The 23,461-nt window shown below is 62.0% G+C and carries 21 protein-coding genes and 1 pseudogene; 7 read left to right on the top strand and 15 right to left on the bottom strand.

What is annotated here, in order from left to right; translation table 11 throughout:
• Positions 1 to 29: 29 nt before the first annotated feature.
• From ACTHNZ_RS13180 to copM, 5 genes are all read right to left on the bottom strand, one after another.
• A complete protein-coding gene (locus tag ACTHNZ_RS13180) occupies positions 30 to 1,586 on the bottom strand; it encodes a methyl-accepting chemotaxis protein (protein ID WP_440542940.1) in 1,557 nt (518 codons plus the stop codon).
• 230 nt (positions 1,587 to 1,816) lie between these two features.
• Positions 1,817 to 2,188: an adenosylmethionine decarboxylase gene (gene speD / locus ACTHNZ_RS13175; RefSeq protein WP_440542939.1), complete on the bottom strand. Its 372-nt coding sequence runs from the start codon at positions 2,186 to 2,188 to the stop codon at positions 1,817 to 1,819.
• The gene (locus ACTHNZ_RS13170; RefSeq protein ID WP_440542938.1) at positions 2,181 to 3,404 is read right to left on the bottom strand and encodes an MFS transporter; all 1,224 of its coding nucleotides are present in this window, start codon (positions 3,402 to 3,404) and stop codon (positions 2,181 to 2,183) included. Before ACTHNZ_RS13170 ends, speD begins: the two co-directional genes overlap by 8 nt.
• Before the next feature lie 8 nt (positions 3,405 to 3,412).
• The gene (locus tag ACTHNZ_RS13165; RefSeq protein ID WP_440542937.1) at positions 3,413 to 4,828 is read right to left on the bottom strand and encodes a coproporphyrinogen-III oxidase family protein; all 1,416 of its coding nucleotides are present in this window, start codon (positions 4,826 to 4,828) and stop codon (positions 3,413 to 3,415) included.
• A gap of 479 nt (positions 4,829 to 5,307) precedes the next feature.
• Positions 5,308 to 5,715, bottom strand: a complete 408-nt coding sequence (gene copM, locus ACTHNZ_RS13160) for a CopM family metallochaperone (RefSeq protein WP_440542936.1) — start codon at positions 5,713 to 5,715, stop codon at positions 5,308 to 5,310.
• A gap of 324 nt (positions 5,716 to 6,039) precedes the next feature.
• On the opposite strand from copM, the gene ACTHNZ_RS13155 reads away from it, so the two are divergent.
• Complete coding sequence (locus tag ACTHNZ_RS13155) at positions 6,040 to 6,639, top strand: TMEM175 family protein (protein WP_440542935.1); 600 nt, start codon at positions 6,040 to 6,042, stop codon at positions 6,637 to 6,639.
• Between the two features lie 28 nt (positions 6,640 to 6,667).
• Here the strand turns inward: ACTHNZ_RS13155 and ACTHNZ_RS13150 are convergent, their stop codons facing one another.
• On the bottom strand, positions 6,668 to 8,335 hold the full coding sequence (locus tag ACTHNZ_RS13150; RefSeq protein ID WP_440542934.1) for an alkaline phosphatase family protein: 1,668 nt from the start codon (positions 8,333 to 8,335) through the stop codon (positions 6,668 to 6,670).
• A gap of 305 nt (positions 8,336 to 8,640) precedes the next feature.
• Here ACTHNZ_RS13150 and ACTHNZ_RS13145 point away from each other — a divergent pair, with 305 nt between their 5' ends.
• A complete protein-coding gene (locus ACTHNZ_RS13145; RefSeq protein WP_440542933.1) occupies positions 8,641 to 8,955 on the top strand; it encodes a hypothetical protein in 315 nt (104 codons plus the stop codon).
• Positions 8,956 to 9,051: 96 nt separating this feature from the next.
• Here ACTHNZ_RS13145 and ACTHNZ_RS13140 read toward each other — a convergent pair whose 3' ends face one another.
• Positions 9,052 to 9,225 (bottom strand): hypothetical protein, encoded by a 174-nt coding sequence (locus ACTHNZ_RS13140; protein WP_440542932.1) that lies wholly within the window; start codon positions 9,223 to 9,225, stop codon positions 9,052 to 9,054.
• A 266-nt stretch (positions 9,226 to 9,491) separates the two neighbouring features.
• On the opposite strand from ACTHNZ_RS13140, the gene ACTHNZ_RS13135 reads away from it, so the two are divergent.
• Positions 9,492 to 10,451, top strand: a complete 960-nt coding sequence (locus tag ACTHNZ_RS13135; RefSeq protein WP_440542931.1) for a chemotaxis protein CheV — start codon at positions 9,492 to 9,494, stop codon at positions 10,449 to 10,451.
• 61 nt (positions 10,452 to 10,512) lie between these two features.
• Here the strand turns inward: ACTHNZ_RS13135 and ACTHNZ_RS13130 are convergent, their stop codons facing one another.
• Complete coding sequence (locus ACTHNZ_RS13130) at positions 10,513 to 11,139, bottom strand: LysE family translocator (RefSeq protein WP_440542930.1); 627 nt, start codon at positions 11,137 to 11,139, stop codon at positions 10,513 to 10,515.
• A 208-nt stretch (positions 11,140 to 11,347) separates the two neighbouring features.
• The gene (locus ACTHNZ_RS13125) at positions 11,348 to 13,114 is read right to left on the bottom strand and encodes a methyl-accepting chemotaxis protein (protein WP_440542929.1); all 1,767 of its coding nucleotides are present in this window, start codon (positions 13,112 to 13,114) and stop codon (positions 11,348 to 11,350) included.
• Between the two features lie 207 nt (positions 13,115 to 13,321).
• Between ACTHNZ_RS13125 and ACTHNZ_RS13120 the strand changes: the two are divergent.
• Positions 13,322 to 13,489 (top strand): annotated as a pseudogene (locus ACTHNZ_RS13120) (hypothetical protein); the annotation flags it as partial.
• 4 nt (positions 13,490 to 13,493) lie between these two features.
• Here ACTHNZ_RS13120 and ACTHNZ_RS13115 read toward each other — a convergent pair.
• Positions 13,494 to 13,712, bottom strand: coding sequence for a hypothetical protein (locus ACTHNZ_RS13115; protein ID WP_440542944.1), 219 nt, complete (start codon positions 13,710 to 13,712; stop codon positions 13,494 to 13,496).
• A 426-nt stretch (positions 13,713 to 14,138) separates the two neighbouring features.
• Between ACTHNZ_RS13115 and ACTHNZ_RS13110 the strand changes: the two genes are divergently transcribed.
• The 3 genes from ACTHNZ_RS13110 to ACTHNZ_RS13100 all read left to right on the top strand — a co-directional run bounded on the left by ACTHNZ_RS13110 (position 14,139) and on the right by ACTHNZ_RS13100 (position 16,785).
• On the top strand, positions 14,139 to 14,810 hold the full coding sequence (locus ACTHNZ_RS13110; protein ID WP_440542928.1) for a hypothetical protein: 672 nt from the start codon (positions 14,139 to 14,141) through the stop codon (positions 14,808 to 14,810).
• A 27-nt stretch (positions 14,811 to 14,837) separates the two neighbouring features.
• Positions 14,838 to 16,043: a hypothetical protein gene (locus ACTHNZ_RS13105; RefSeq protein ID WP_440542927.1), complete on the top strand. Its 1,206-nt coding sequence runs from the start codon at positions 14,838 to 14,840 to the stop codon at positions 16,041 to 16,043.
• A 376-nt stretch (positions 16,044 to 16,419) separates the two neighbouring features.
• The gene (locus tag ACTHNZ_RS13100; protein ID WP_440542926.1) at positions 16,420 to 16,785 is read left to right on the top strand and encodes a hypothetical protein; all 366 of its coding nucleotides are present in this window, start codon (positions 16,420 to 16,422) and stop codon (positions 16,783 to 16,785) included.
• Between the two features lie 173 nt (positions 16,786 to 16,958).
• On the opposite strand, the gene ACTHNZ_RS13095 is transcribed toward ACTHNZ_RS13100, so the two are convergent.
• The 5 genes from ACTHNZ_RS13095 to ACTHNZ_RS13075 all read right to left on the bottom strand — a co-directional run bounded on the left by ACTHNZ_RS13095 (position 16,959) and on the right by ACTHNZ_RS13075 (position 23,393).
• Positions 16,959 to 17,456, bottom strand: coding sequence for a hypothetical protein (locus ACTHNZ_RS13095; RefSeq protein WP_440542925.1), 498 nt, complete (start codon positions 17,454 to 17,456; stop codon positions 16,959 to 16,961).
• Between the two features lie 1,121 nt (positions 17,457 to 18,577).
• A complete protein-coding gene (glmS, locus tag ACTHNZ_RS13090; RefSeq protein ID WP_440542924.1) occupies positions 18,578 to 20,395 on the bottom strand; it encodes a glutamine--fructose-6-phosphate transaminase (isomerizing) in 1,818 nt (605 codons plus the stop codon).
• 65 nt (positions 20,396 to 20,460) lie between these two features.
• Positions 20,461 to 21,822 carry a bifunctional UDP-N-acetylglucosamine diphosphorylase/glucosamine-1-phosphate N-acetyltransferase GlmU gene (gene glmU, locus ACTHNZ_RS13085; protein WP_440542923.1) on the bottom strand — a complete coding sequence of 454 codons (1,362 nt, stop codon included), beginning with the start codon at positions 21,820 to 21,822 and terminating at the stop codon, positions 20,461 to 20,463.
• A 132-nt stretch (positions 21,823 to 21,954) separates the two neighbouring features.
• Positions 21,955 to 22,995: a tRNA 2-thiocytidine(32) synthetase TtcA gene (gene ttcA, locus ACTHNZ_RS13080; RefSeq protein ID WP_440542922.1), complete on the bottom strand. Its 1,041-nt coding sequence runs from the start codon at positions 22,993 to 22,995 to the stop codon at positions 21,955 to 21,957.
• Complete coding sequence (locus tag ACTHNZ_RS13075) at positions 22,992 to 23,393, bottom strand: dihydroneopterin aldolase (RefSeq protein ID WP_440542921.1); 402 nt, start codon at positions 23,391 to 23,393, stop codon at positions 22,992 to 22,994. The genes ttcA and ACTHNZ_RS13075 overlap by 4 nt, the downstream gene beginning before the upstream one ends.
• Between the last annotated feature and the right edge of the window lie 68 nt (positions 23,394 to 23,461).

The following is a 23,461-nucleotide window of genomic DNA, read 5'->3' as shown; positions in this document are numbered from 1 at the left end:
CGTCATGGAGCCGGCTCCGGGCGCCGGTGCTACGAACCCAAATGAAAGACGGCAACGGCCGACTTCAAGTGCCCGGCGTGCTCCGCCATCGCATTGGCGGCCGCGGCGGCTTGCTCGACGAGCGCGGCGTTTTGCTGAACCGTGTGATCCATTTGCGACACGGCGACGCTGACTTGCTCGATGCCCTTGCTCTGCTCGCCCGATGCCGCCGAGATTTCGCCCATGATGTCGGTCACGCGCCGTACCGCGCGCACGACTTCGGTCATCGTCGATCCGGCACGCTCGGCCAGCTCGGCGCCGCTGTCGACGCGGGCCGTCGACGCCTCGATCAGCGCCTTGATCTCCTTGGCCGAGACGGCGCTGCGCTGGGCGAGCGAGCGCACTTCGCCGGCCACGACCGCGAAGCCGCGCCCCTGCTCGCCTGCGCGCGCCGCTTCGACGGCCGCGTTCAGCGCGAGGATGTTCGTCTGGAACGCGATGCCCTCGATGGCCGCGATGATGTCGGTCATGCGCTTCGAGCCGTGTGCCAGCTCGCGCATCGTGTCGACGACTTCGCCCACGAGGCCGCCGCTCTTCGTTGCGATCTCCGACGCCGCGCCGGCCAGCGTGCTGGCTTGCCGCGCGTTGTCGGCGTTGTGCCGAACCGTCGAGCTCAGTTCCTCCATGCTCGATGCCGTTTCCTCGAGCGACGCTGCTTCTTGCTCCGTGCGCTCGGATAGATCGGCATTGCCGCGCGCCAATTCGCCCGACGCGCCGGCGATCGCCTCGCTCGAATTGCCGATGCGGGCGACGATTTGCGCCAATCGGTCACGCATGTCCTTCAGCGCCCAGAGCAGGCTCGTGGCGTCACCGGGCCGCGTGGCGATGCGCACCGACAGATCGCCGGCCGCGACGCAGTTCGCGATATGCGCGGCATAGCCGGGCTCGCCGCCGAGCTGACGCGACAGCCGCCTTGCGATGAGCCATGCGAGCGCGCCGCCGGCCAAGAGCGACGCCAACATGAACGCGAACATGATCGCGCGCATCGACTCGAACCGCGCCGTCGATTCCGCCACGCTGTTGCTCGCCACTTTGTGCTTATAGCGAATGGCGGCTTCGAGCGATTCGCGCAAGGCGTCGCTGGCGGCGATCACGCCTTGCACCATCGTGTTCTGATCCATGCCGGCCGGCATCGGTTGCGCGCCGATCTGAATCTGAATGTACTTGTCCCACGCCTGCTCTTTCGCGCGCACGTCCGCGACGATCGCACGCCCCTCGTCCGTGTCGACCGTTGCCCCGAACCGATCCAAATCCTGATGGATATCGACGAGCGCATCGGACATCCGCTGCTGCAGCTTTCGTTTGGCCGCCGCATCGGGCGCAAATCCGAGATTCGCGCCGGAAAGGTCTGCGTCGAGCCGATACTTGTTGGTCTCTTCGATGGCGAACAGCCCGTCCATCTGCGAGGTGCCGAGGTCGGCGGCGATGCCGTGCATCTTCGCCAGCCCCCATACGCCGACGCCGCCGACGATCATGCCTAAGCCGATCACCACCGCGAACGCCAGCAAAAGCTTGCTCAACACCGTCATGCCGTCGAGTCGTTTCATTTGGGGTCCCTACGTTTACCGAGAAAGTGGCCGCGGCGGCGCATGCGCTCGCCGGCCCACCCATTCTTGATTACGGCAGGACGCCTAGTCTTTTAATACATATATTCCGCAAATAACGCGCAGTTTATGAGTAGGGTCGAGCCCCGATGGAAAGCGAAATGCAAAGCGCTCATCGTAGACGGCTGGGCGGCCTGCTCGCCTCTGGCGGCGACGCGGTGCATTTCGATCGATCACCGTTTGCCGGCTTCGCCGCGTTCGCAGTGAATGATCCGATAGGTGCCGAGAGCGCTCGTCAGGGCGAACCGCCGAAAGATATTGATCGGCTCGCATCGCTCGCCGCAGGTGAACGCATCGAAGAATGCGCGCCCCTCGTCCGGATACGTATGCAGCGAGACGTGCGATTCGGCGAGCAGCAGCAGCACCGTCACGCCCGTCGGTTCGAACGCATGCCGGATCGTACCGAGCACCGTCGTGCCCTCCGCCAGCGCGGCCTCGGTCAAAGCGCGTGCGAGCGCCTCGCCATCGTTGAGCACGTCGGCACTCGTGTCGGCGATATCGGCGAGCAGATGTCTGCCATAGGCAAGATGGCCCCCATCAGCCATGGCGCACCGCCGACCGGGACGCGCCCAGGTAGCCCACCGCAACGACCGCGATACCGATGACCGAGACGCCGATGCCGACCGGCGCGAAGACGCTCAACGCCCCCGCGAACACGCCGGACATCGCCTCGCTCGTATTGGCCAACGTTGAAAAAAGGCCGAAGTTCTTGCCGACGTTCGCCTCCGTCGACAAGCGCTGAATGTTCGTCGGCAGGACGACGTCGACGAAAGCACCCACGGCGCCGAGCGCGAAGCATCCGGCAAGCGTCACCGGCGCGCTGACGGCGCACAGCGGCAACAGCGCGAGCATGAAGCCGTAGCCGCGCCAATACGTCATCAGGCGCGGCGTGCTGAAATCGCGCGAGACGCTGCTGCATACCAGCGCCCCGGCCATCGCGCCGAGCGCGAGGAAGCTCATCGCATAGCCGATCGTGCTGTCCGCGAAGCCCTCGCCTTTGAGCATCGTCGGGATGAGAACCCGTAGCGCGGCGCCGACGAACAGAATGCACAGCGACGAATAGCCGATGCTGACGAACAGCTCGCGCCGATCCAACGCGGCCTTCAAGTTCGCTCCGAACTCGCGATAGAGCCCGAGCAGCGTCATCGAATGCGCCGGCTCCATCTGCTCCGACCGCACCGGCGCCCCGATCGCGTGGCGAATGCATAGGGCCGAGACGAGATACGTGGCCGCATCGATGGCAAGCACATAGCCGGGGTCCGTTACCGCGTAAAGCAGCATCCCGCCTAGCGCCGGGCCCACGAGGCCGCCCAACTCCGCCGCCATCTGCGTTGCGCCGTTCGCGGCCGGTAAATGCTCCGCGCGCACGAGCGTGGGGATGGTGCCTTGGAACGCAGGCTGGAACACCGTCCGAAACGCCGTCATCGACATGCCGATGAGTGCGATCGCCGCGATCCCGGCACCGCCGTTCGAAAGCAGCAGACAGAAAATGCCAGTGATCGTCATTCTGGCCAGATCGGCGCCGACCATCAGCGCGCGGCGCGACCAGCGATCCGATAACGCGCCGCCGAGCGGGCCGAGGACGACGTAAGGAATGAATCGAAAAAAATAGACGGCACCCGACAGCGCGACGTTGGCGTCGGTGACATGCAAGACCGTGATGATGAAGACGAATTCGTGCACGCCGTCGCCGATCTGGGACAGTGCGTTGCCCGCCAGCAAGACGGACAAACGGCGCTCCTTGCGCAGCATCGCGAGCATGAGCGCGCCTACGCCGGCACGGGGACGATCGGGAACAGCAGCTCGCGCGCCGAGAACCGGCGCCCCGGGTCTTTGAGCTTGTCGAGCACCAGGCCGTTCATCAGCCGCTGATCGTCCTGGGGCATCAGGAAGTACATCAGATTGACGTACCAATACCAACCGAGCTTGGTGAGCACCAGCGATTCGCCCTCTTCCGCAACGAGCGCTTCCTGCTTTGCGCGTTCGAGCTTTTCCGATACCTCGGGGTGAATCGCCTCCCACTGCACGAGGCGCTTGTCGACACGGCCGTGATAGGGCAAGCGAAGAACGACGGGGCGTGCGTAGTCGAGCGCCGCATCGTGCATGCTGATTTCACCGGGGATGCGGCCTTCGTATAGGGCATCCCGATAAACTTTCCTGCTCTGTGTCTGGGTCATCACGTGACCGATGGTCGAGCTGATCGCGTTGACGCCGAAGCCCATCAAGTCATGATCGTGGTAGCCGTACACGTGCTCGTGATAGGCGAACGAGTAGGCCTGCGTGACGACGGCTTGGCTCGCCCCATCGCCGATCCGAAAGTATCCGTGGCCGTTGTGCGGCATGAAGCCCGCATGCCGCATCGTCTGATCGATCAAGACGTTCATCGCGAATTTGCGCATCGCGGAAGTCGGCGCCGCGCCTGCCTGCGCCAGTTTCGCGTGCAGCCCGACCTGCGTGACGATGTTGTCGATCGGGTAGATGTCGATGTTCGTGGTGCCTAGCGCGATGGCCGCCTGCAAATCCGCCATCAGCTCTTCTTCGTCTTGCCCGCTCATCCCGTACAGAATGTCGAACGTCTGATACGGAAAGCGCCGTTTCAAGAGCGAAGCCGCATCGTGGATATGCTCGAGCGATGCCGTGAGGTCGAACAGGTCACGCCATTTCGGCGAGAAGGTTTGCAAACCGAAGCGCGGATGCGTCACACCGATCTCACGCATGGCCTCCGCGCGTTGCGGCGTCAAGCTTTTCACTTCGACTTCGAACGAGAATTCGCGCAGGCGCGAGAGGTCGAACGCCCGGTGAATCGCCTCGCCGATCGAAGCGATCTGCTCGGGATCGAGCAAGCTGGGCGTGCCGCCGCCAAAGAATATCGCCGAGATGGGCACCTGTTTCAAATCGACGAGATCTGCCTTCAGGCGGATTTCGGCAAGCAGCGCCGCGACGTATTCGTCGATGACGGCCCGGCTCGAATAGCGCCCGCGCGTGAACGGACAAAAATTGCAGATCGTGTCGCAAAACGGGATATGAAAATACAGCGCGCGCGATCGGACGTGGTGCGCGGCCTCTTCCCAGACCTGTGCGAACGGTTTTTGTGCGCGCGCCTTGCCCTGGCTCGGAAAGAAGAAGTTGTAGATCGGAAACTGCCGATCGAATTTGACGAGCGACTTCCCTGGCAGCAACTGCATGCGTGTCTCCGAATAGAAGGGGGAAAGCCCCCTTCTTTTGTTTAGGGGCGAAGCTACCGGATCACCACACGCCCATCTTCACGGGCATCGGTGTGGTTTCGGGTGCTTCGAAGTAGCGCGAAACTTCTTCCGAAACTTCTTTCATTTCGTACTCCTAATCAAATGAAATGCAGGAAACCTCCTGCGGGATGTCGGCAATGCGCCGGCATTCGGCGAGCGGCGGCGTATCGCCGCCGCGCGAATGAGGCACCGGAAAGAGGCCCCACGTTGTTTCGCCCTTCGCGCTCGATGAGGCTATGTTTATCTTGCGTAGGATAATTTAGCAAACGGGGACAGTCCGGCGAACCCGTTCACTTTGATAGTTGCGGGTAGGCGGGTAAAAGGGTGGGGGATAGAACGTTCGGTGCGGTCCCGGTGCGCTTCGACATCCTCGCCGAGCGATGTCGGGCGTGCAGGCGCACGCCCGCGCGGCGTACCGCTTACCGCTTGCCGCCGTGCTTGGTTTGCCACCGCTTCATGAATTCGATTTCATGCCGCTGGTTCGTGATGATCTGCTGCGCCAAGCGCTTGAGTTGCGGGTCCTTGCCATGCTTCGCCTCGACCTCGGCCATGTCCACGGCGCCTTCATGGTGAGGAATCATGTGCGATACGAAGTCGTCGTCCGCGTTGCCCGTATAGGGCACATCTTCCATCGACTTCATCATGCGTTCGTCTGCGGCTTTGAAGGCCGACGTCGAATCGCCGGCCGCATCATGGCTACTGGCCGGCGCCGACTGAGCTTCGGCCGTGCTGCTCGGGCTGGCCATCGTTGCGCCTTGGGCGGTCGAGCCGAGCGCGGCCGCAGCGGCGAAGAGAAGCGAAGAACCGATTTGGGTTGCGCGATGCATGCGACCTCCCTCCTGGTTGACGGAGCAGGACCGCCCGCGCCCCCGCGGACGGAATGCCGGAAGCCGCCCGCATCGGCGAACGGCGCCTCGTTGCATTGCAAGCGCAGCAAATTGGATGCCGATCATCAGATCGGCGCAGCGATACGTTGTCCAGTCGCAACAACCGCCTACGGCGCCGACGATGCCCGCGACACATACCGACGCGACGACGAAGAAGGCTGCCCGTTCCGCACGGCGATCGACGCAGCCTTTGCGTCAAACCATCGATCGAGGCGAGAATGGGCTCGCCGAAGGCACCGACTCTCCGAAACACCAAACGACACGATGGAAAAGAACCGACTGGAAGCATTCAGCGACGGCGTGATGGCCGTCATCATCACGATCATGGTGCTCGAGCTCAAAGTGCCGCACGGCGAAGACTTGGGCGCACTGCTGGCGCTCTGGCCGATCGTGCTGAGCTATGTGCTCAGCTTCATTTACGTCGGGATCTATTGGAACAATCACCATCACATGCTGCAAGCCACGCGGCGCGTGAACGGCGCGATTCTGTGGTGGAACCTGCACTTGCTGTTCTGGCTGTCGCTGCTGCCGTTCAGCACGGGGTGGATGGGCGAGAATCATTTCGCACGATGGCCGACCGTGCTCTACGGCGTCAATCTGCTCGCCTGTGCGTTGGCATGGACGGTCCTGCAGACGGGGCTCGTCCGCCATCACGGCCCCGATAGCCTGCTCGCCCGTGCCATCGGCAAGGGGTTCAAGAGCAAGGCCTCGCCTGCCTTGTATCTGCTCGGTATTGCCTCGGCATGGGTAGGCTATCCGAGCATCGGCCTCGTCTTCTTCGCCGGGACGGCAGGGCTGTGGCTGATCCCCGATCGCCGCGTCGAACGCCTCGTGGAGGCGCGCGACGTAAGCGATCAGGGATAGCCGGCCGCCACCTGATAACCGATGACGGTTACCGATCGTTCCCGATCCCAGGCAAGACCCGCGTGCCTTCGACGTCGACCGCGTGCAGCCACTCGGGCTTCAGATCGAGCAGACGCAAGATCGTCGGCGCAACTTGCTTCGTCTGCACGGGCGCGGCAATGGTGCGCGCATGCTCGAGTCCGGGCATCGATACGAGCAGGCCGAGGTGGCTGTCGTCAGGCGCATTGCCGCCGTGTTCGGCGTCCTTCTTCTTGCTCGACGTGTAGATCACGCCCGGGTTCGGCTGCACGATGATGTCGGGCGTGCGGCCGAGCGCGGGATCGCCGAAGCGCTGCGCCAAACGCGGACCATAGAGGATGTATGCTTGCGGCCCGTCGGCGCAAATACCGGGCGCGTTGCAGCCGAGGTTCGCGTTCAGCGTCGCGACGACCTGCGAGAGTTGCGAACGATCGCGCAGCCAGACGAGCCCGACGTCGTCCGTCTGCACCATGCCCGTGTCCACGAGTCCGGTGCCGTCGTTCAGGTTGCCCGAAGCCGTGCTGTTCTGGCCGAAGTTGCCGTTCGAATCGAGATAGTTGTTCGCTTCGAGCAGCTTCGTCAGCGTATCGCCGTTCTTCACGAGCTTGGCGTGATCGGTCGGCGAATTACCGTGCTTCGCCGTGACGATGACGGCCGTGCTCTTGTAGAGATTGCGCTGCTTGAGCTCGGCCACCATGCGGCCGATCGAGGCGTCCGCGTACGCAATGGCGTTCGCGACCTGCGGGCCCGGCGTGAAATCGGCGTCGAGATAACCGCCACCGTTCGCCACGGGGGCCTTCTCGGCTACGCTGAGCGTCTGGAAATCGGCGCCGAACACCGTCGGCACGGGCGCGCTCGTCGTGCCCGTCGAATCCTTGCCGTCGATCTCATTGAGGATCGCCTGGACGTGATAGTCGTCGAATTTCTCGGTATGCGTGTAGACGTCCGTGTAATCGGTGTTCGTCGCCGGATCGATCGAATTGATCTCCGTGCGCGTGAGATCGTCGACGCCATGGCCGGACGGACCGTTCACCCAGTCGTAGCCCCACGCATGCTTGTCGGCCCATGCCGTGCGAGCGCCCGGCACATGGGCCTTGATCACCTCGAACAGCGTGTTCGTCTTGATGTAGTCGTGCGGATAAACCGGCTTGCACACGCCATTCACGAGCGCGTGCGGAATCGCTTGCGGATTGAACGCCCCGCCGCCGTTCAGGTGGACGAGCGCACCGCCGTTCTCGGCATCGATCCCCGTGGTTTCGTCGAAGACGACGTTCCAGCCTTGCTTGCCCGTGCAGTTCGTGTCCGACGGCGCGTACAGCGTGCGGTCGTACGAAACGTCGTAGAACAAGCCTGCCGTCTTCGGCGAGCCGCCCGTCAGCAGCGCGGCGAGGCCCGGAAACGAATCGGAGAGGCCGGGCGTGTGAGCGTCGGTATAGGTGATGCCGGACTTCGCGAGCACGGCCAAGTTCGGACACGTATTGGCGCCGACGCAGCGTGCGAGATCTTGTTCGTGCAGGCCATCGACGCTGATCAATAGAACATGATCGATGTCTTTGCCCTCATGGCCGCGGCCATGATCGTGCTCATGCGCCTGCGCCGCGCCGGGCACGCCGGCCATCACGATCACGGCGCTTGCCACAGCCGCACCCAAATAGGACCACCTGCTGCGAATTTCCATGCCTCACCTCGTTGTTGTCGGACGAAAACGAAAGGAAAAACAGGACTGCACAAGCGGTCGACTGTCGGGGAGGAATGCGAATCGATGATGAACGCCAGCTTTCGGTCAGCTATCAATGTGATGTGACGAATGGGAATCGCGCCGGTTCGAACCCCGATGGAGTGCAGTCGGGGCTTAAGTCACCTTCGCTCGGCGTGAATTCGGAGCAGTTCGAGAAATCTCGGTGGCAATGAGTCAACCGCCACGTTCCGGCACCGTTAACGGAGAGAAGCGTTCCGCTTCACGCCACTTCAGGAGGGATGGTCATGTTGAAAAAATTCATCTTGGCTTCGATCGCCAGCATGTTCGTAGCGGGCATGGCGCACGCCCAAGCGTCGGCAACCACGACAGCCGCCCCGGCATCGGGGGCCGCGAGCTGCGAAGCGAAGGCGATCGGCAAGAACGGCAAGCCGCTCGCCGGTGCCGCGAAGGCGTCGTTCGTGAAGAAGTGTCAAGCGGACGCGATGAAGGCGGCCAAGGCCGGTTGCGAGACGAAGGCGGTCGGCTCGAACGGCAAACCGCTCGCCGGCGCGGCCAAATCGTCGTTCATGAAGAAGTGCGAGGCCAACGCGGCGATGTAACCCGCCGCCTGCCGCCGGCGCCGGCTGGCGCGAATCGATCGAGCAGATCGTTCGCGCCAGCCGATGTGCGCCGGATGCTCGTCATGACGCGCCGAGCTAGCCGACGCTCGGCTCGCCCTCGCCCGGCCGCCGGCCCGGCTTGTCGGCCGGCGATTGCCTGCGCGATTTGTCGTCGCGCTCCGGCATGCGGCTGCGCGCGTCGTCGCTGTGATGCGCCGGCTTCGGTTGCTGCTCGGCCATTCTTTGCGGATCGTTGGTGCTTCGGTTCATGTGCGCCCCCACGGTCGTTGCATTGGCCAAGGTAAGCCGCAATAAACGAGCCAACGCCAGGCATCCGCTAGGGATTCACCCTCGCACTCGCGCCCCACTCCCGCCCTTCATATGAAGCCGAGCCCGCCCCGATTTTTTCCGTATCGCGAAAAATGTAACGCGCCCTTAGCTTTTGCCGCGTACCGCCGACAACCAGGTTGATGGCGCATCCCGCGAGGCGGGTTCCGCGGGTGGGATCGCCGGTCGGATTTCCTATGAGGGCAAGCATGTCCAGCCACGACGTCATGCACGATGAGCGCACGCAGCTCACGAGCAAAAACAAGTTCGAACTTCTGCTGTTTCGTCTCGGCACCGCGCGGCCCGGTTTGGCACCGGCGCTGTACGGCATCAACGTGTTCAAGGTGCGCGAGATCATCACGAACCGCGAGATTACGCCGATCGCGGGCGCGCCCGAGGCCGTCAAGGGTGCGATCGACATTCGCGGCCAGATCATTCCGGTCATCGACTTGTGCCGCCTGACGGGCAATACGCCGTCGCGCGAGCCGAACATCTTGCTGATCACGGAATTCGCGCGGACGACGCAGGCCTTCGCGGTGGAAGACGTCGACGACATCGTGCGGCTCGAGTGGAGTCAAGTGCACCCGGCCGAGTGCGCCGGCGGCACGGGTTACATCACGAGCATCGCGCGTTTCAACGGCGATTCGGGCGAATTGCGGCTGGCACAGGTGCTCGACGTTGAACAGGTCATGCGCGACGTGTTCCCGGAGCAGCACCGCGACGTGAACAAAGCCGAACTGAGTGCCGAGGTCCATTACGCGGCAGGCAGCGGAAAGATCCTGGCCGCCGACGATTCGGCGTTTGCGCGCTCGTTGCTGGACCAGGCGCTCACGGCGATCGGCGCGCCGCACGTCATTGCCAATACCGGTGAAGAAGCGTGGCAAATGCTGCTGCGCTACGCGGACGAAGCCGAGAAAGAAAAGGTGCCGGCGCGCGACAAGATCGCGCTCGTCATCACCGATCTGGAAATGCCCGAGATGGACGGCTTCATGCTGACGCGCCGAATCAAGGCGGATGACCGGCTCAAGCATATTCCCGTCATCATTCACTCGTCGCTGACGGGCTCGGCCAATGAAGCGCACGTGCGCAATGCGGGTGCGAACGGGTATGTCGCGAAGTTCGCGCCGAAGGAGCTTTGCGAGGCAATCACCGAGGCGCTGGCTTCGTAGCGCTCGCAGGTGCCGGCTTCCGACCGATGCAAGCGAAAGCCGGCCGGTCATGGTTCTGTGTCTACCGAGTCTGAGCGGCGACCTTCAAACCGAGCCCGATAAAAATGGAGCCGAGGATTTTCCCTTGCCATTTTTTGATCCACGACATGCGTTTGAGCAAACGCCCCAACGGCCGGATAGATAGAGCGATGACGCTCGTGTAAAGCGAGCTCATTACGACGAAGACCAGGCCGAGCGTCGCGAACTGAATGAAGGTGGACCCGCGTTCGGGGTGGACGAACTGCGGCATGAACGCGAGAAAGAACAGCGCGGTCTTCGGATTGAGGACCTCCGCGGGGATCGCCTGAGCGAATGCCTTGAAGGGCGTAACGGGCGGAACCTTGGACAACGATATATCGGCCGGCTTTTCCAGCAGGGCACGGATGCCGAGATAGATGAGGTAGGCTGCGCCGATATATTTCACCAAGTTGAATGCAAGCGCGGACGTCATCAACAACGCCGATAGGCCCACTGCTGCGAATAGGGTGTGGACGAAGTCCCCCGTTGCGATCCCCAAGCCCGTGAGAATGCCCACCTTTCGGCCACCCTGTACGGTTCTGCTCAGCACGAGCAGTACGGCGGGGCCGGGAATGAGAAAGAGGCCTAGGACGACAACGACAAAAGTACTCACCGTGGACACGTCTAGCATGTCGACTCCGATTCGAGAGGGGGGCGGCGCCGCGCCTGCCGTGCCGCCATTGCGGATGCGTCGTCGATTTTACTCGGGTTCGTCGAGATAGCGGCGACCTGGCTTTAGGGCGAACAAGTCGCGACGTCGAGTGGCGCATCCGCACCCGCAGGGCCCGCATCCATCAAATCGGCTGGCAAGCGCTGTTTGTCGTTTGCGCTTGGCCTTGTTAAAACGTCCGCCAGTCGTCGCCCGCGGCTTCGACCGCCGGCTGCGCAGCACCCCTCGGTGTTGCATCCACCGGTTCGGCCGCGCTAGGCTTCGCCGGTTGCAGCGCCGGCCGCTCGAGCCGCGCCGGCCGCTCGAGCCGCGCCGCCGGCTTGATCGACGTTCGAGCCGAGGAACGAACAGGCGTCTTCACGGGTGCGAACGTCGTCACGTTCGTCGCGACGCGGAACATCGACACCGCACGCCCGAGTTCCTGGCCCTGATCTTCGAGCGACTGCGCGGCTGCGGCGGCTTCCTCGACGAGCGCCGCGTTTTGCTGCGTCACTTGGTCCATCTGCGTGATGGCCTGGTTGACTTGCTCGATGCCGCGACTCTGCTCGTCCGAGGCCGCTGCGATCTCGCCCATGATGTCGGTCACGCGGCTGATGGCGACCGTCACTTCCGACATCGTGCGGCCGGCTTCTTCGACTTCCGTCATGCCGCCGCGAATCTTGTCGATCGATGCGCCGATGAGTTCCTTGATTTCCTTGGCCGCGGCAGACGAGCGCTGCGCGAGGCTGCGCACTTCGCTGGCAACGACCGCGAAGCCCCGGCCTTGCTCGCCCGCACGCGCCGCTTCGACCGCGGCGTTCAACGCGAGGATGTTCGTCTGGAACGCGATACCTTCGATGATGCCGGTGATCTCGCCGATCTTGCTCGAGCTATCGTTGATGTCGCCCATCGTCGTGACCACGCGGCCGACGGCGTCGTTGCCCTTGACGGCCACTTCCGATGCATTCGACGCCAAGCCGCTCGCCTGACGGGCGTTATCGGCGTTCTGCTTCACGGTGGCCGTCAGTTGCTCCATGCTCGACGCCGTCTCCTCGAGCGATGCTGCCTGCTGCTCGGTGCGCGAGGACAGATCGGCGTTGCCGGCGCGAACTTCGCCCGCCGCGACGTTGATCGAATCGGTCGACGTCTTGATGACGGAGATCACGGAGGCCAGCTTGTCCTGCATTCCCGCGAACGCGCGCATCAACGCGCCGACTTCATCGGTCGTGCTCGCGTCGATCGTGCGCGTGAGGTCGCCTGCCGCGATCGCCTGCGCGTGTGCCACCGCCTCGCGCAGCGGCGTCCCGACGAGGCGCGAGATCCATGTCGCAAAAACGAGCGCGAGCACGACGGTGAGCAAGGTACCGCCGATCAATACGGCTTTCGTCTCCATCTGCAGCGTCTCGACCTCGGCCGCGCGCACCGACAGCAGAGACGACTCGTTCCCCGCGACCTCCGCGAGCGTCGCACGCATCGCATCCATCTGCGCTTTACCGGTGTCGTTCTTGAACGACTCGATGAACTGGTCCATCGTCATGCTGGCGGACAACACCGATTTTCGTTTCGCGAGCAAGTTGTCGGCGAAGCTCGACGCCCATTGCGACTCTTGCGACTCGAGCTTGCGCAGCCGCTCCTGCTGCTGCGGGTTATCACTCGTGAGCTTTCGGATCGTGGCCAGATGTTGCTTGAACGCGTCGTTTCCGGCGCGGTACGGCTCCAGCATCGCGTCCTCGCCGACGATCGCATAGCCGCGAAGACCCGTTTCCATGTTGACCAGGCTCTCGGTCAGCGAGCGCGTCTCGTCGATCACCTGATATGTGTGGATATTCCACCCGTTCGCGCTCGTCACGGACGAGAAGAACGAATAGAACATGACGCCCAGAACCACGAACACGGCAATGACGATGCCGAAGGTCGTGTAGAGCTTCCGGGCAATGGAAAGGTTTGCGACTTTCATTGGGTCTCCGAGACACGGGGGAGGGTTGCGTTCAGTCGGTCGTGCGCAGTTGACGAGCGCGGTGGACCAACCCCGTATTACGACCCGTAATCATCATACTTTACGTTTTTGCGAAAAGCTTCCGGCTCGCTTATAGAAGATTCAGGAAATCCTTAGCCGCGCCTGGTCGGGTCCAGCCCGCGTGCTTTACGAATCCGCTGACAGGACATGTCACTGGCTCACCGGTCGGAACCCACTCACGACGACCTGGTGGCGTTTATCCGTGAAGAAGCATGCATGTCTTCCAAGAAACCCATTACCGATGACATGGATGTGGTGCACTCCCTCGGGCAGCATGGTGATGACGCCGATGAGTTCATGGAGAAATACTTCAACACTTTCAAAGTGGAGCGAGGCGACTACGACTTTCGTCGGCACCTGTGCCCTGCTCAACGGATGTCTCGCCTTGGTCCACCGCGAAAGAGAAGTAGACGCCCGTATCAAAATTCTCATATGTCGCGCCGCCGTCGACCCTGTAGTGCCTGCGCTGCTGGAAGTACGCCTCGATGTCGTCCTTCGTTACGTCGGCTGGCAACGTAAATAAGAGGTCGTAGCTCATTGATATTTGGCCCCCGGTTCTTGATAGTTGGATTATGGCTGATGACTAGTTCGCTGCGTGGCCGCTGCGCTCGTCAATTCCTCGATAGTCTAAAGCTTTGTCCGCAGCGGCCGTTAATCCGTGGAGACGGCTCTAATCCGTGATGGGCGCAATAAAAACAGAGGCTCCGAGGTCACGATGGCAATACTCAGCGACGACTGACTCCATAACGCGCTGGGCAAGCTTAACTGCGCCACCATGGATATGAACGCTTACGCGGCGCTTACTTCGTAGTTTGACCCGGAGGTGTAACGCGCCCCAAGTTTAAACCGTGTCAGCCATATTCCTATGGAGTTCGTCGTATTCTTGCTGATAGTCGTCGCTGTCAACTGGATTGGGCTCGAGGCTCGAAACCGTCGGCGAGCGAAGCTCGAGGCGACTCAGAGCATGTGGGCATCAGAGCAGCTGGTCCGCGAAGTCTATGCCAGAAAATCTGCGCTAGCTGTGCTCACATGCTTCGCGGGGGCCCTCCTCGGTGCTGCGGGCGCCATGGTCTATATGCTCGCGGTCCACGGTGCCGGACATCCTGTGCTTGCCGCGGCGGCATTCGTCCCCTTCGCTTTCGGTGCTTCGTTGGGCGCCGCGGTGTCAGGACGCAATCTGCGTCGCATTGTTCGATTCGGTAGCGGCCTTCCCTGGGCTCAGCCTGCACTCCGCCTGGGCGACGATTGTCTGTCGTATTTCGACCTCCTTAGCGTGCCGTGCGAAGACATCGTTGACACCAGGGGCCTCGAGGTTTCGACGGGCAGAGGCGGGCACCGTGCATATGTTCTGCTGTTCGTTCGCGGTGCCACCAGCGACTACGCGAAAGGCGGCATGCTAAACCGGCGTGAGATCAAATCAGCGGCGAGCATGCTTCGGTTTGCCGTTCAGAACCAATGGCCGCCATTCCCGCAGGGTGACTTCGTTGTTCTCGATGTCGATTTTCTTAGCGGCGTATATGCGCCGCGTCTTAAGGTCTGGATAGACCGCGTTCGCAGTTCCGCACGTACTCTGGCTTCCGACGTGTCACGATTGCCTGCCGATAACACATCGGAGTTCCACACACAGCACTCATAGCAAACAGTACAACTACATCATCGCGTCATGGGCATCTTCGACCGTTTTAGAAAACAGACTTCCCAGCAGCAGTTCGCTGCATTGTTCATCGCGGCCCTTCGGTCATTGGGAGACACGCGGCCGTGGGAATATGCGGAAAGCACGAACGGGCTGGTTCTGCCCCGTGCGGCACGCGGCGCACCCTCAAACGTTATCAACCTTCATAACATGTATCAGGAGTTCCTCGCGGTACAAGGAAAGCAGCGCGATGATGTTTTGAAGCGTCAGGCAACGGGCATGATGCAACACTACCTCCCCGCCGATTTCACAGAGGCCCGGCTACGGTTACGGCCGGTTATCCGTAGCACGACCGAGCGCGGTATAGCCTACCTTCAGTTGGGGGACGACGCGGCAAAACGTGACATTGCGTTCCGGACGCTGTGCGAAAACATGGAAATTGGAATCGCGTACGACGGTGAATTCAATATCCTGCGGTTGACCGAAGCAAAGCTTGCCGAATGGAACGTGACGTTCGATGAGGCGTACGATGCCGCGATAGACAATTTGCGGCTAGAGTCGACCAAGCCATTCATGGCGTTGAGGGACGGGGTGTTCGCGTCTCAATTCGGTGACCACTACGACGCATCGCGGCTTCTGCTAACTGACCTGCTGTACCGGCAACCGATTTCCGGCGCACCGGTGGTGATGGTTCCCAACAGGACGGTCCTCCTTCTCACCGGTGACCGCAACGAAGCAGGTCTTCAGCTCATGCTGCAGATAGCGGTAGAGGAGCGCGCCAAACCCCGCCCGTTGCCATCACTGATGCTCCGATGGGACGGCCAAGGCTGGCAGCAATTTGTGCCGCAAGGTCTCGAGTCGCGACTCCGTGAACTGGAGGTACAGGAGCTTGCCGCGGACTACCAGGACCAGACGGCGCTTCTCAATGAAAATCACAAGCGCGATGGAGTGGACATCTTCGTCGCACAATACAAGGTGTTCCGGCGCCCAACTGACGAGCTTCATACCGTATGCGCTTGGACGGAGGGTGTTCATTCCCTGCTCCCCGTAACCGACGCCGTAGTGCTCCACCGTCCGTCGACCAAACAATCTGCTTTCGTGCCATGGTCCGAATTGATGCGGACATGTGGCCATTTGATGATACCAACCCAGGACCTGCCGGTTCGCTACGAGGTCTCCCGTTTTCCCGACGACGGTGTCTTCCAGTCGCTCAGCAGCCAGTTTGACAAGCTATAAAAACTCTCTCGGCACGATGCGGGATGAAGGCAAGCGACGCAATGAAAATTTACCTTTCGTACAACTCACTTCCCGAGCTTAAATCCATTCCACGTGCCCCACGAAGAACGGTCGTTCGTGCGGCCGCATCTTCCCTCGCAGGAACCGCGGAGGGACGTCGTCAGTTCCGGCTCTTCGTTGGATGGTGTTTTTTTGCAGCCCTGTCGACCGCCGCCATCGTTAGCCTCGTTGAGAGCAAACATTTTCCCGGGCTACCTGTCGTCGCAGCCAGTCTAACGAATTTTTTGAGCTACACATTTGTATTCCAGTTTCAAGTACGACGCCTGCGCCCCCACATAAAAAACATGCTCTCAGCCGCAGACAGTACGATACGAACATGATGCCCGCGCGCAATCTCGCGACCGTGGCCGCCGGCTCAATTTTAACTTCGGGGTGGACAGTGTTGAATGAAAGACCCGAGTCGATTGCGGTACGTTGCTTCAGGGCCGCCGTCACATGCATCATCGCGGCGGGCTGGACCTATGGAGCGGTGAACTCATTTCTGACATCAAAGGCGTTCGAGGATGACTCGACCGTGGTTGACGCACGTGTCCTGCGGCTGGAGCCGGGTTCAAACGGCAATCTAAGCCCTCTCGTCAGATACTCGTACGCCGGGCGCCAGTACGAACGACTTATTCGAGACAAGGACCGCCGCTACAATCGGGACGCGTTGCTGAAGCTCAAACTGCAGGTAAGGCTGTGACATTGATGATGAGAATCCACTAGGTGACATCGCCAAGCAGTTCAAGGTGAGCCGTCAGACCATGGAGTATCGGGTGAGAAATCTGGGGTAGTCGACATCTTTGCGCTCTGGCTCGCGCAACGCCATCCAGACCATCTGAACGGCGTTTCGCTTCTTGGCGTGACCACTTTGCTCTACTCGGCTCTCCGATTGAAGACCACATCAGCATTCGTCCGGGGGCGATGTTGGCGGTGGTACGCGTAGATTTCGTGGTCGAGTACGCTGAAATTTGCTAGCACGTCGGCGCTTGCTTCTATGCCGGACTCCACATCAATAAAGTCCATGTCGCTGGGCAGCCCTGCTTGGGTAATGCGTTGAACGTATACACTGGCCGCGGCTACGCGATTGAGAGCGGCAAGCACTTCGCGCATACACGCGCCAGATAGCAGCACAATCGGTGAGCGAGTCAATGCCTCACCAATCTGTTGCTTGAGCTCAGGTAGTCGCAGAGCCTTGAAGAATTCGCCGGTTTGTCGGGTGAGGAATTGGTCGAAGTCAATTGCCTCGTGTCCGAGTGCGCGAGAGATGTCACATGCGAGTCTCGTTTTGCCCGCGCCGTCGCATCCGTCAAACGATATAAGGCCGCGCGACAGCCGACTCAACACGCCAACAAGCACGCTAACGTCGTCCACTATAATACTCTCGCGGCCCATGCTGGTTGTCCTCAGTGTGGATAGGCTAGAGTATGCACGAAGCGTTAGGCTTCAAAGCCTGCCGCTGCGGCAGATATCCATGCGCATATTCCATGCTTGTAAGCACATCGCTGTCCATGCACTTTGTCGCGCCAGCTTCCACGGAACTTTGCGGCCCAGTGTTTTGTTAGGTCGCTGCGTCTTCTCCCCGGTGGATGAGCGAGCGGTGCTCTTCTTCGGGGCCGCGTAGTCCTTACACTCGCAGCAGAGTCCAGCTGGCAACTGGTAACAAGCGAAGTGGGCGCTCACTGGTCGGCGACATCAATCCTGTCGATGCCGTGGGCCTTCAGGACTACGAGCGCTGGACTCAACCGGTACGGGCGCGCTTGTCTGGTCGGACGGTCAAGTTGATGCCAATCCCGCTCGACCGCACCCGACGTCGTCGGAGGCCGACTCGGGGAGCATCCAACCGCATAAACATTGCGGCCTACACGACGGATGGATAAGCCTTCTGCCGACATCAACGCATGCTATCCCCTGGCGTCGCGCTGGACGGTACCTCACGGTCCGCTGCCGGAAGTATTGCTATCAAACATTGCGACCGACATTGAGGTGGTCACGCGAGAGCTCGGGCTGCGCGACGAAATGCGAGAACGGCTACGGCGCGCGCTCACCGGCTGAATTGCGCGCAGGCGATTCTGAATGCGAATGCAGAAGAAAGGAGCCGCCTTGGAGAGCGCGGCGGCGACCTGTGTGAACAGGTCAGCGAGGCGGTTCGGGTGCTCGCAGAGAATTGGCCGCTGGACTACCCGGAAGGGGCGGTTGAGTGGCTACTGGTCGGAAGCGCGGGCTGCATCAATCAGGGGTGTTCCGAACCGCCTGGCTAACCACCCGCAACCAATGACGGCGGCCTGCAGGCACCCCCTTGGCCGCTGAGCATGACACCGATTTTCCGAGGCATTCCGCACTTCGACCATGCGCCGATGCTGTTGGAACAGTTTCACTTAAGCCCCGCCCCGCGGACGTTTTCGGGAATCTCATGGGGTGTTAAGTGAAACTTTGCGACTCGCTTTAAGTGAAACTATTCGAAGTTGCTACTTTAACGCGGCGCCCCCCGCCCCTCACTCCACCGTCACCGACTTCGCCAAATTCCGCGGCTTATCGACATCCGTCCCGCGCGCGCACGCGGTGTGATACGCGAGCAACTGCAGCGGCACGACGTGCAGGATCGGCGAGAGCATCCCATAGTGCTCGGGCATCCGAATCACATGCATGCCTTCTTCATTGACGATCTTCGTATCCGAATCGGCAAACACGTAAAGCTGGCCGCCACGCGCGCGCACTTCCTGCATGTTCGACTTGAGCTTTTCGAGCAGCGCATCGTTCGGCGCCACGGTGACCACCGGCATCGCTTCCGTGACGAGCGCAAGCGGCCCGTGCTTCAACTCACCGGCCGGATAAGCCTCGGCGTGGATGTACGAGATTTCCTTGAGCTTGAGCGCACCTTCGAGTGCGATCGGATAATGCAGCCCCCGCCCGAGGAACAGCGCGTTCTCCTTGCGCGAAAACTCTTCGGACCACGCGATGATCTGCGGCTCGAGCGCCAGCACGCTATTGAGCGCCGCCGGTAAATGCCGGAGATGCTTCAAGTAATCGGCTTCCTTGGACTCATCGACGAAACCGCGCATCTTGCCGAGCGTCACCGCCAGCGTGAAGAGCCCCACGAGTTGCGTCGTGAACGCCTTCGTCGACGCCACGCCGATCTCGCGCCCCGCATGCGTCAAGAACTGCATCTGCGTGAGCCGCACCATCGCGCTCGTGCTGACGTTGCATACCGCCAGCGTATGCCGATGGCCAAGGTCCTGCGCATGCTTGAGCGCGGCCAGCGTGTCGGCCGTCTCCCCCGATTGCGAAATCACGACGACGAGCGCCTTCGGATTCGGCACCGATTCGCGATACCGATACTCGCTCGCGATTTCCACCTGCGTCGGGATCTTCGCGATCGATTCGAGCCAGTACTTCGCCGTCAGCCCCGAGTAGTAGCTCGTGCCGCAGGCCAGAATCAGAATGCTGTCGATCTCGTCGAACGCGGCCGATGCTGCCTCGCCGAACAACGCCGGCTCGAACGAGTCGCTGGCCGGGATCGTGTCGGAAATCGCGCGCGGCTGCTCGAAGATTTCCTTCTGCATGAAATGACGATACGGGCCCAGTTCGACCGCGCCGCCATAGGCCTGCACGGTGCGAATCTCGCGCTCGACCGTCGCGCCCTCTCGATCGCTGATGCGCACGCCCGCGCGCGTCAACTCGCAGACGTCGCCCTCTTCGAGAAACATGAATTGATCGGTGCTGCCGGCCAGCGCCAGCGCGTCCGATGCGAGAAAGTTCTCGCCTTGCCCCACTCCCACGACGAGCGGCGAGCCCTGCCGCGCACCCACTACCGTGTGCGGCTCGTCCTTGTGCACGACGGCGATCGCATAGGCGCCGTGCAGTTGCTTCACCGCTTCGCAGACGGCTTCGTACAAGCTGCCGCGATACAAGCTGTGAACCAGATGGGCAATGACTTCGGTGTCGGTTTGGGAAACGAATTCGTAACCCTTGCCGCGCAGCATGTCGCGCAACGATTCGAAGTTCTCGATGATCCCGTTATGCACGAGCGCGACCGTATTGCGCGAGAAAATCGGATGCGCGTTGTCCGTGATCGGGGCACCGTGCGTGGCCCAACGCGTATGCGCAATGCCCGTCACGCCTTCGAGATGTCCCTCGTGCACTTGCGCGTCGAGATCCGCGACGCGCGCGACGCTGCGCGCTCGGCGCGGCTCGCCGTTCGTCAGCACGGCCACGCCGCACGAATCGTAGCCCCGGTATTCGAGGCGACGCAGTCCTTCGACGAGGACGGGAACGATATTACGCTGCGCACAAGCGCCGACGATGCCACACATGGGAGTCTTCCTTTTGCACGTCCTACTTCATTGCTCGAATGCGGCGCCATCGCCGCGCGGCTCACTCAGCGCTTGTTCTTGACGGGGCGAACGTAGCCGTCGCGCGTCACTTGCGTCTTCTCGTTGAGCACGAGCGTGCCCTCGGGCACGTCCTTCCATACCGTCGTCCCCGCCGCGATCGTCACGCCCCGGCCCACGCGCACCGGCGCGACCAGTTGCGTGTCGGAGCCGATGAACACATCGTCCTCGATCACGGTGCGGTGCTTGTTCGCGCCGTCGTAGTTACAGGTGATCGTGCCGGCCCCGACGTTCACGCGCGCACCGATGTCCGCATCGCCGATATACGACAGGTGATTCGCCTTCGCGCCCTGGCCAAGCGTCGCGTTCTTCACTTCGACGAAATTGCCGACATGCGCTTCGTCGCCGAGCGCCGCACCGGGCCGCAGCCGCGCATACGGCCCCAGCACCGCGTTCGCCCCCACGCTCGCCCCTTCGACGTGCGTGAACGGCTCGATGCGCGTGCCGGCTCCGATCGTCGCGTCGCGCAGCACGCAGTTCGCGCCGACCGTCACGCCGTCCGCCAAGCTCACGTTGCCTTCGAACACGCAATTGACGTCGATCGACACGTCGCGCCCGCAACTGAGCTCGCCGCGCACATCGAACCGAGCCGGATCGATGATCGTCACGCCCGCGCCGAGCAGGGCGTCAGCCAGGTTGCGCTGATGAATTCGCTCGAGCTCGGCCAGTTGCGCCTTGCTGTTGACGCCGAGCGTTTCCCAAACGTCGTCGGGCTGCGTCGTGACGACGTCGAACCCTGCTTCGATCGCGTGCTCGACCACGTCCGTCAGGTAATACTCGCCCTGCGCGTTGTCGTTCCTCAGTGCGCCAAGCCACATCGCCAGTTGAGCCGTAGGCGTGACGACGATGCCCGTGTTGATTTCAGCGATGCGCAACTGCTCCGGCGTCGCATCCTTCTGCTCGACGATCCGCGTCACATAGCCGCCCGCATCGCGCACGATGCGGCCGTATCCCGTGGGATCGTCGAGGGTGACCGTCAGAATGCCGTAGCGGCCTTCGATCGCCGCATCGGCCAAGCGCTTCAGCGTCGTCGGCTTCGTGAGCGGCACGTCGCCGTAGAGCACGAGCGTGGGATGCGTGGGATCGAGCAGCGGCAACGCCTGCTGCACGGCATGGCCCGTCCCCAGCTGCTCGGCCTGCACGGCGAACGCGATGTCCGGTGCGGCAACCGCTTCGCGCACCGCCTCGGCGCCATGCCCCACGACGACGACGATCCGGTCCGGCTCCAGCATCCGCGCCGTATCGATGACATGGGAGAGCAGCGGCCGGCCGGCCAGCCGGTGGAGCACCTTCGGCAGCGCGGAACGCATGCGCTTGCCGGTGCCTGCAGCCAATATGACGATGTTCATTGCATCGGCGAGAAAGAGGGAAACAAGGTGCGCGATTTTAGCATGCGGAAGCACGCGCAAAGGCCGTGCGGTGGGCCTTGGCAGGCCTCGGCAGCCCTTGTGCAGCCGGCCGCGCCCGGCGCTTGCGCCGCGTCAGTCCTCGTCGAACGGAACGAAGGAAATCGTCTGAGCGCCGCCATCATCGCCGCCCTCCCCCGAGGCCGTCGTGGCGCAAGGGTCGTCGTCGAACGCGATGTCGCCGAGCGGGTCGGCCTGCCCCGTCGCACGCAGCCCTGCGAACGGGAACAGCGACGCATCCATCAGATGCGAAGGCACGACGTTCGACAACGCGTTGAACATGTTCTCGACGCGCCCCGGAAAACGCTTGTCCCAATCGCGGATCAGCGCTTTCATTTCCGCACGTTTCAGGTTGGGCTGGCTACCGCACAAGTTGCAAGGAATGATCGGGAACGCACGCAATTGCGCGTATTTCTCGAGATCGACTTCCTTCACGTAGGCGAGCGGCCGAATCACGATGTTCTTGCCGTCGTCCGATTGCAGCTTCGGCGGCATGCCCTTGAGCTTGCCGCCGTAGAACAGGTTCAGCAACATCGTCTGCAAGATGTCGTCGCGATGGTGGCCGAGCGCGATCTTCGTCGCACCCAGCTCGCCGGCCACGCGATAGAGAATGCCGCGCCGTAGCCGCGAGCACAGCGAGCAAGTGGTCTTGCCTTCGGGCACGAGGCGTTTGACGATGCTGTAGGTGTCCTGATTCTCGATATGAAACGGCACGCCGAGGCTCGTCAGGTATTCGGGCAGCACATGTTCCGGGAAACCGGGCTGCTTCTGGTCGAGGTTGACCGCAACGATGTCGAAATCGATCGGCGCACGCTCGCGCAAGCGCAATAGGATGTCGAGCATCGCATAGCTGTCCTTGCCGCCCGACATGCAGACCATGACCTTGTCGCCGGCCTCGATCATGTTGAAGTCACCGATCGCTTGACCGACGAGCCGAGCCAACCGCTTGAACAGCTTGTTGTTCTCGTACGCTTCCTTTTGCTCGCGCCGCGTCAGCGCCGGGCGCACGCCCGCCTCGTCCTGCGCTTCGTTCGACGGCGCTTGCGCGAGCCCGGCGATGTCTCGTTCGAAAGGCTCGGCCGCGCCTTCGGGCGCGATCCACTCGGGCGCGTTCATACGGATTCCTCTTTGATGCGAAATACTTCGACGCCCACGGCGTCGCAATCGGGATAGACGTCGGGCTTCTCCGTGGAGACGCCGACGGCGCGCACGCGCGGGTGCTCGAGCATCGTCGCCGCGATGTCGTCGCACAGCGTCTCTTGCAGATGAATGTGCCCCTTGCCGACGCGGTGTGCGATCGTCGCCCGCATGAAGTCGTAATCGACGACCTCGTGCAGCTTGTCCTCGGTCGGCGTCGTTTGCGCGAGCGGCACGAACAGCTCGACGTTGATGACGACGCGCTGCTCCCCGCGCTTCTCGAATTCGTGCACGCCGATGTTGATGTAGACCTCGTAATTGCGCAGGAACAGCCTGCGGCAATCGGCGAGCCGGGGATGCAAGAGAGCGGCAACCATGTTCGTTCCAATCAAAATATGCGCCGTATGAGCGCGAAAGGCCCGTTGCGGCCGGGGCCGGGCCGAAA

This window comes from Trinickia sp. (genome assembly GCF_051953955.1).
Lineage (GTDB): Bacteria > Pseudomonadota > Gammaproteobacteria > Burkholderiales > Burkholderiaceae > Trinickia.
The sequence above is the reverse complement of the archived record's forward strand: the minus strand, read 5'-3'. Positions and strand labels throughout refer to the sequence as shown.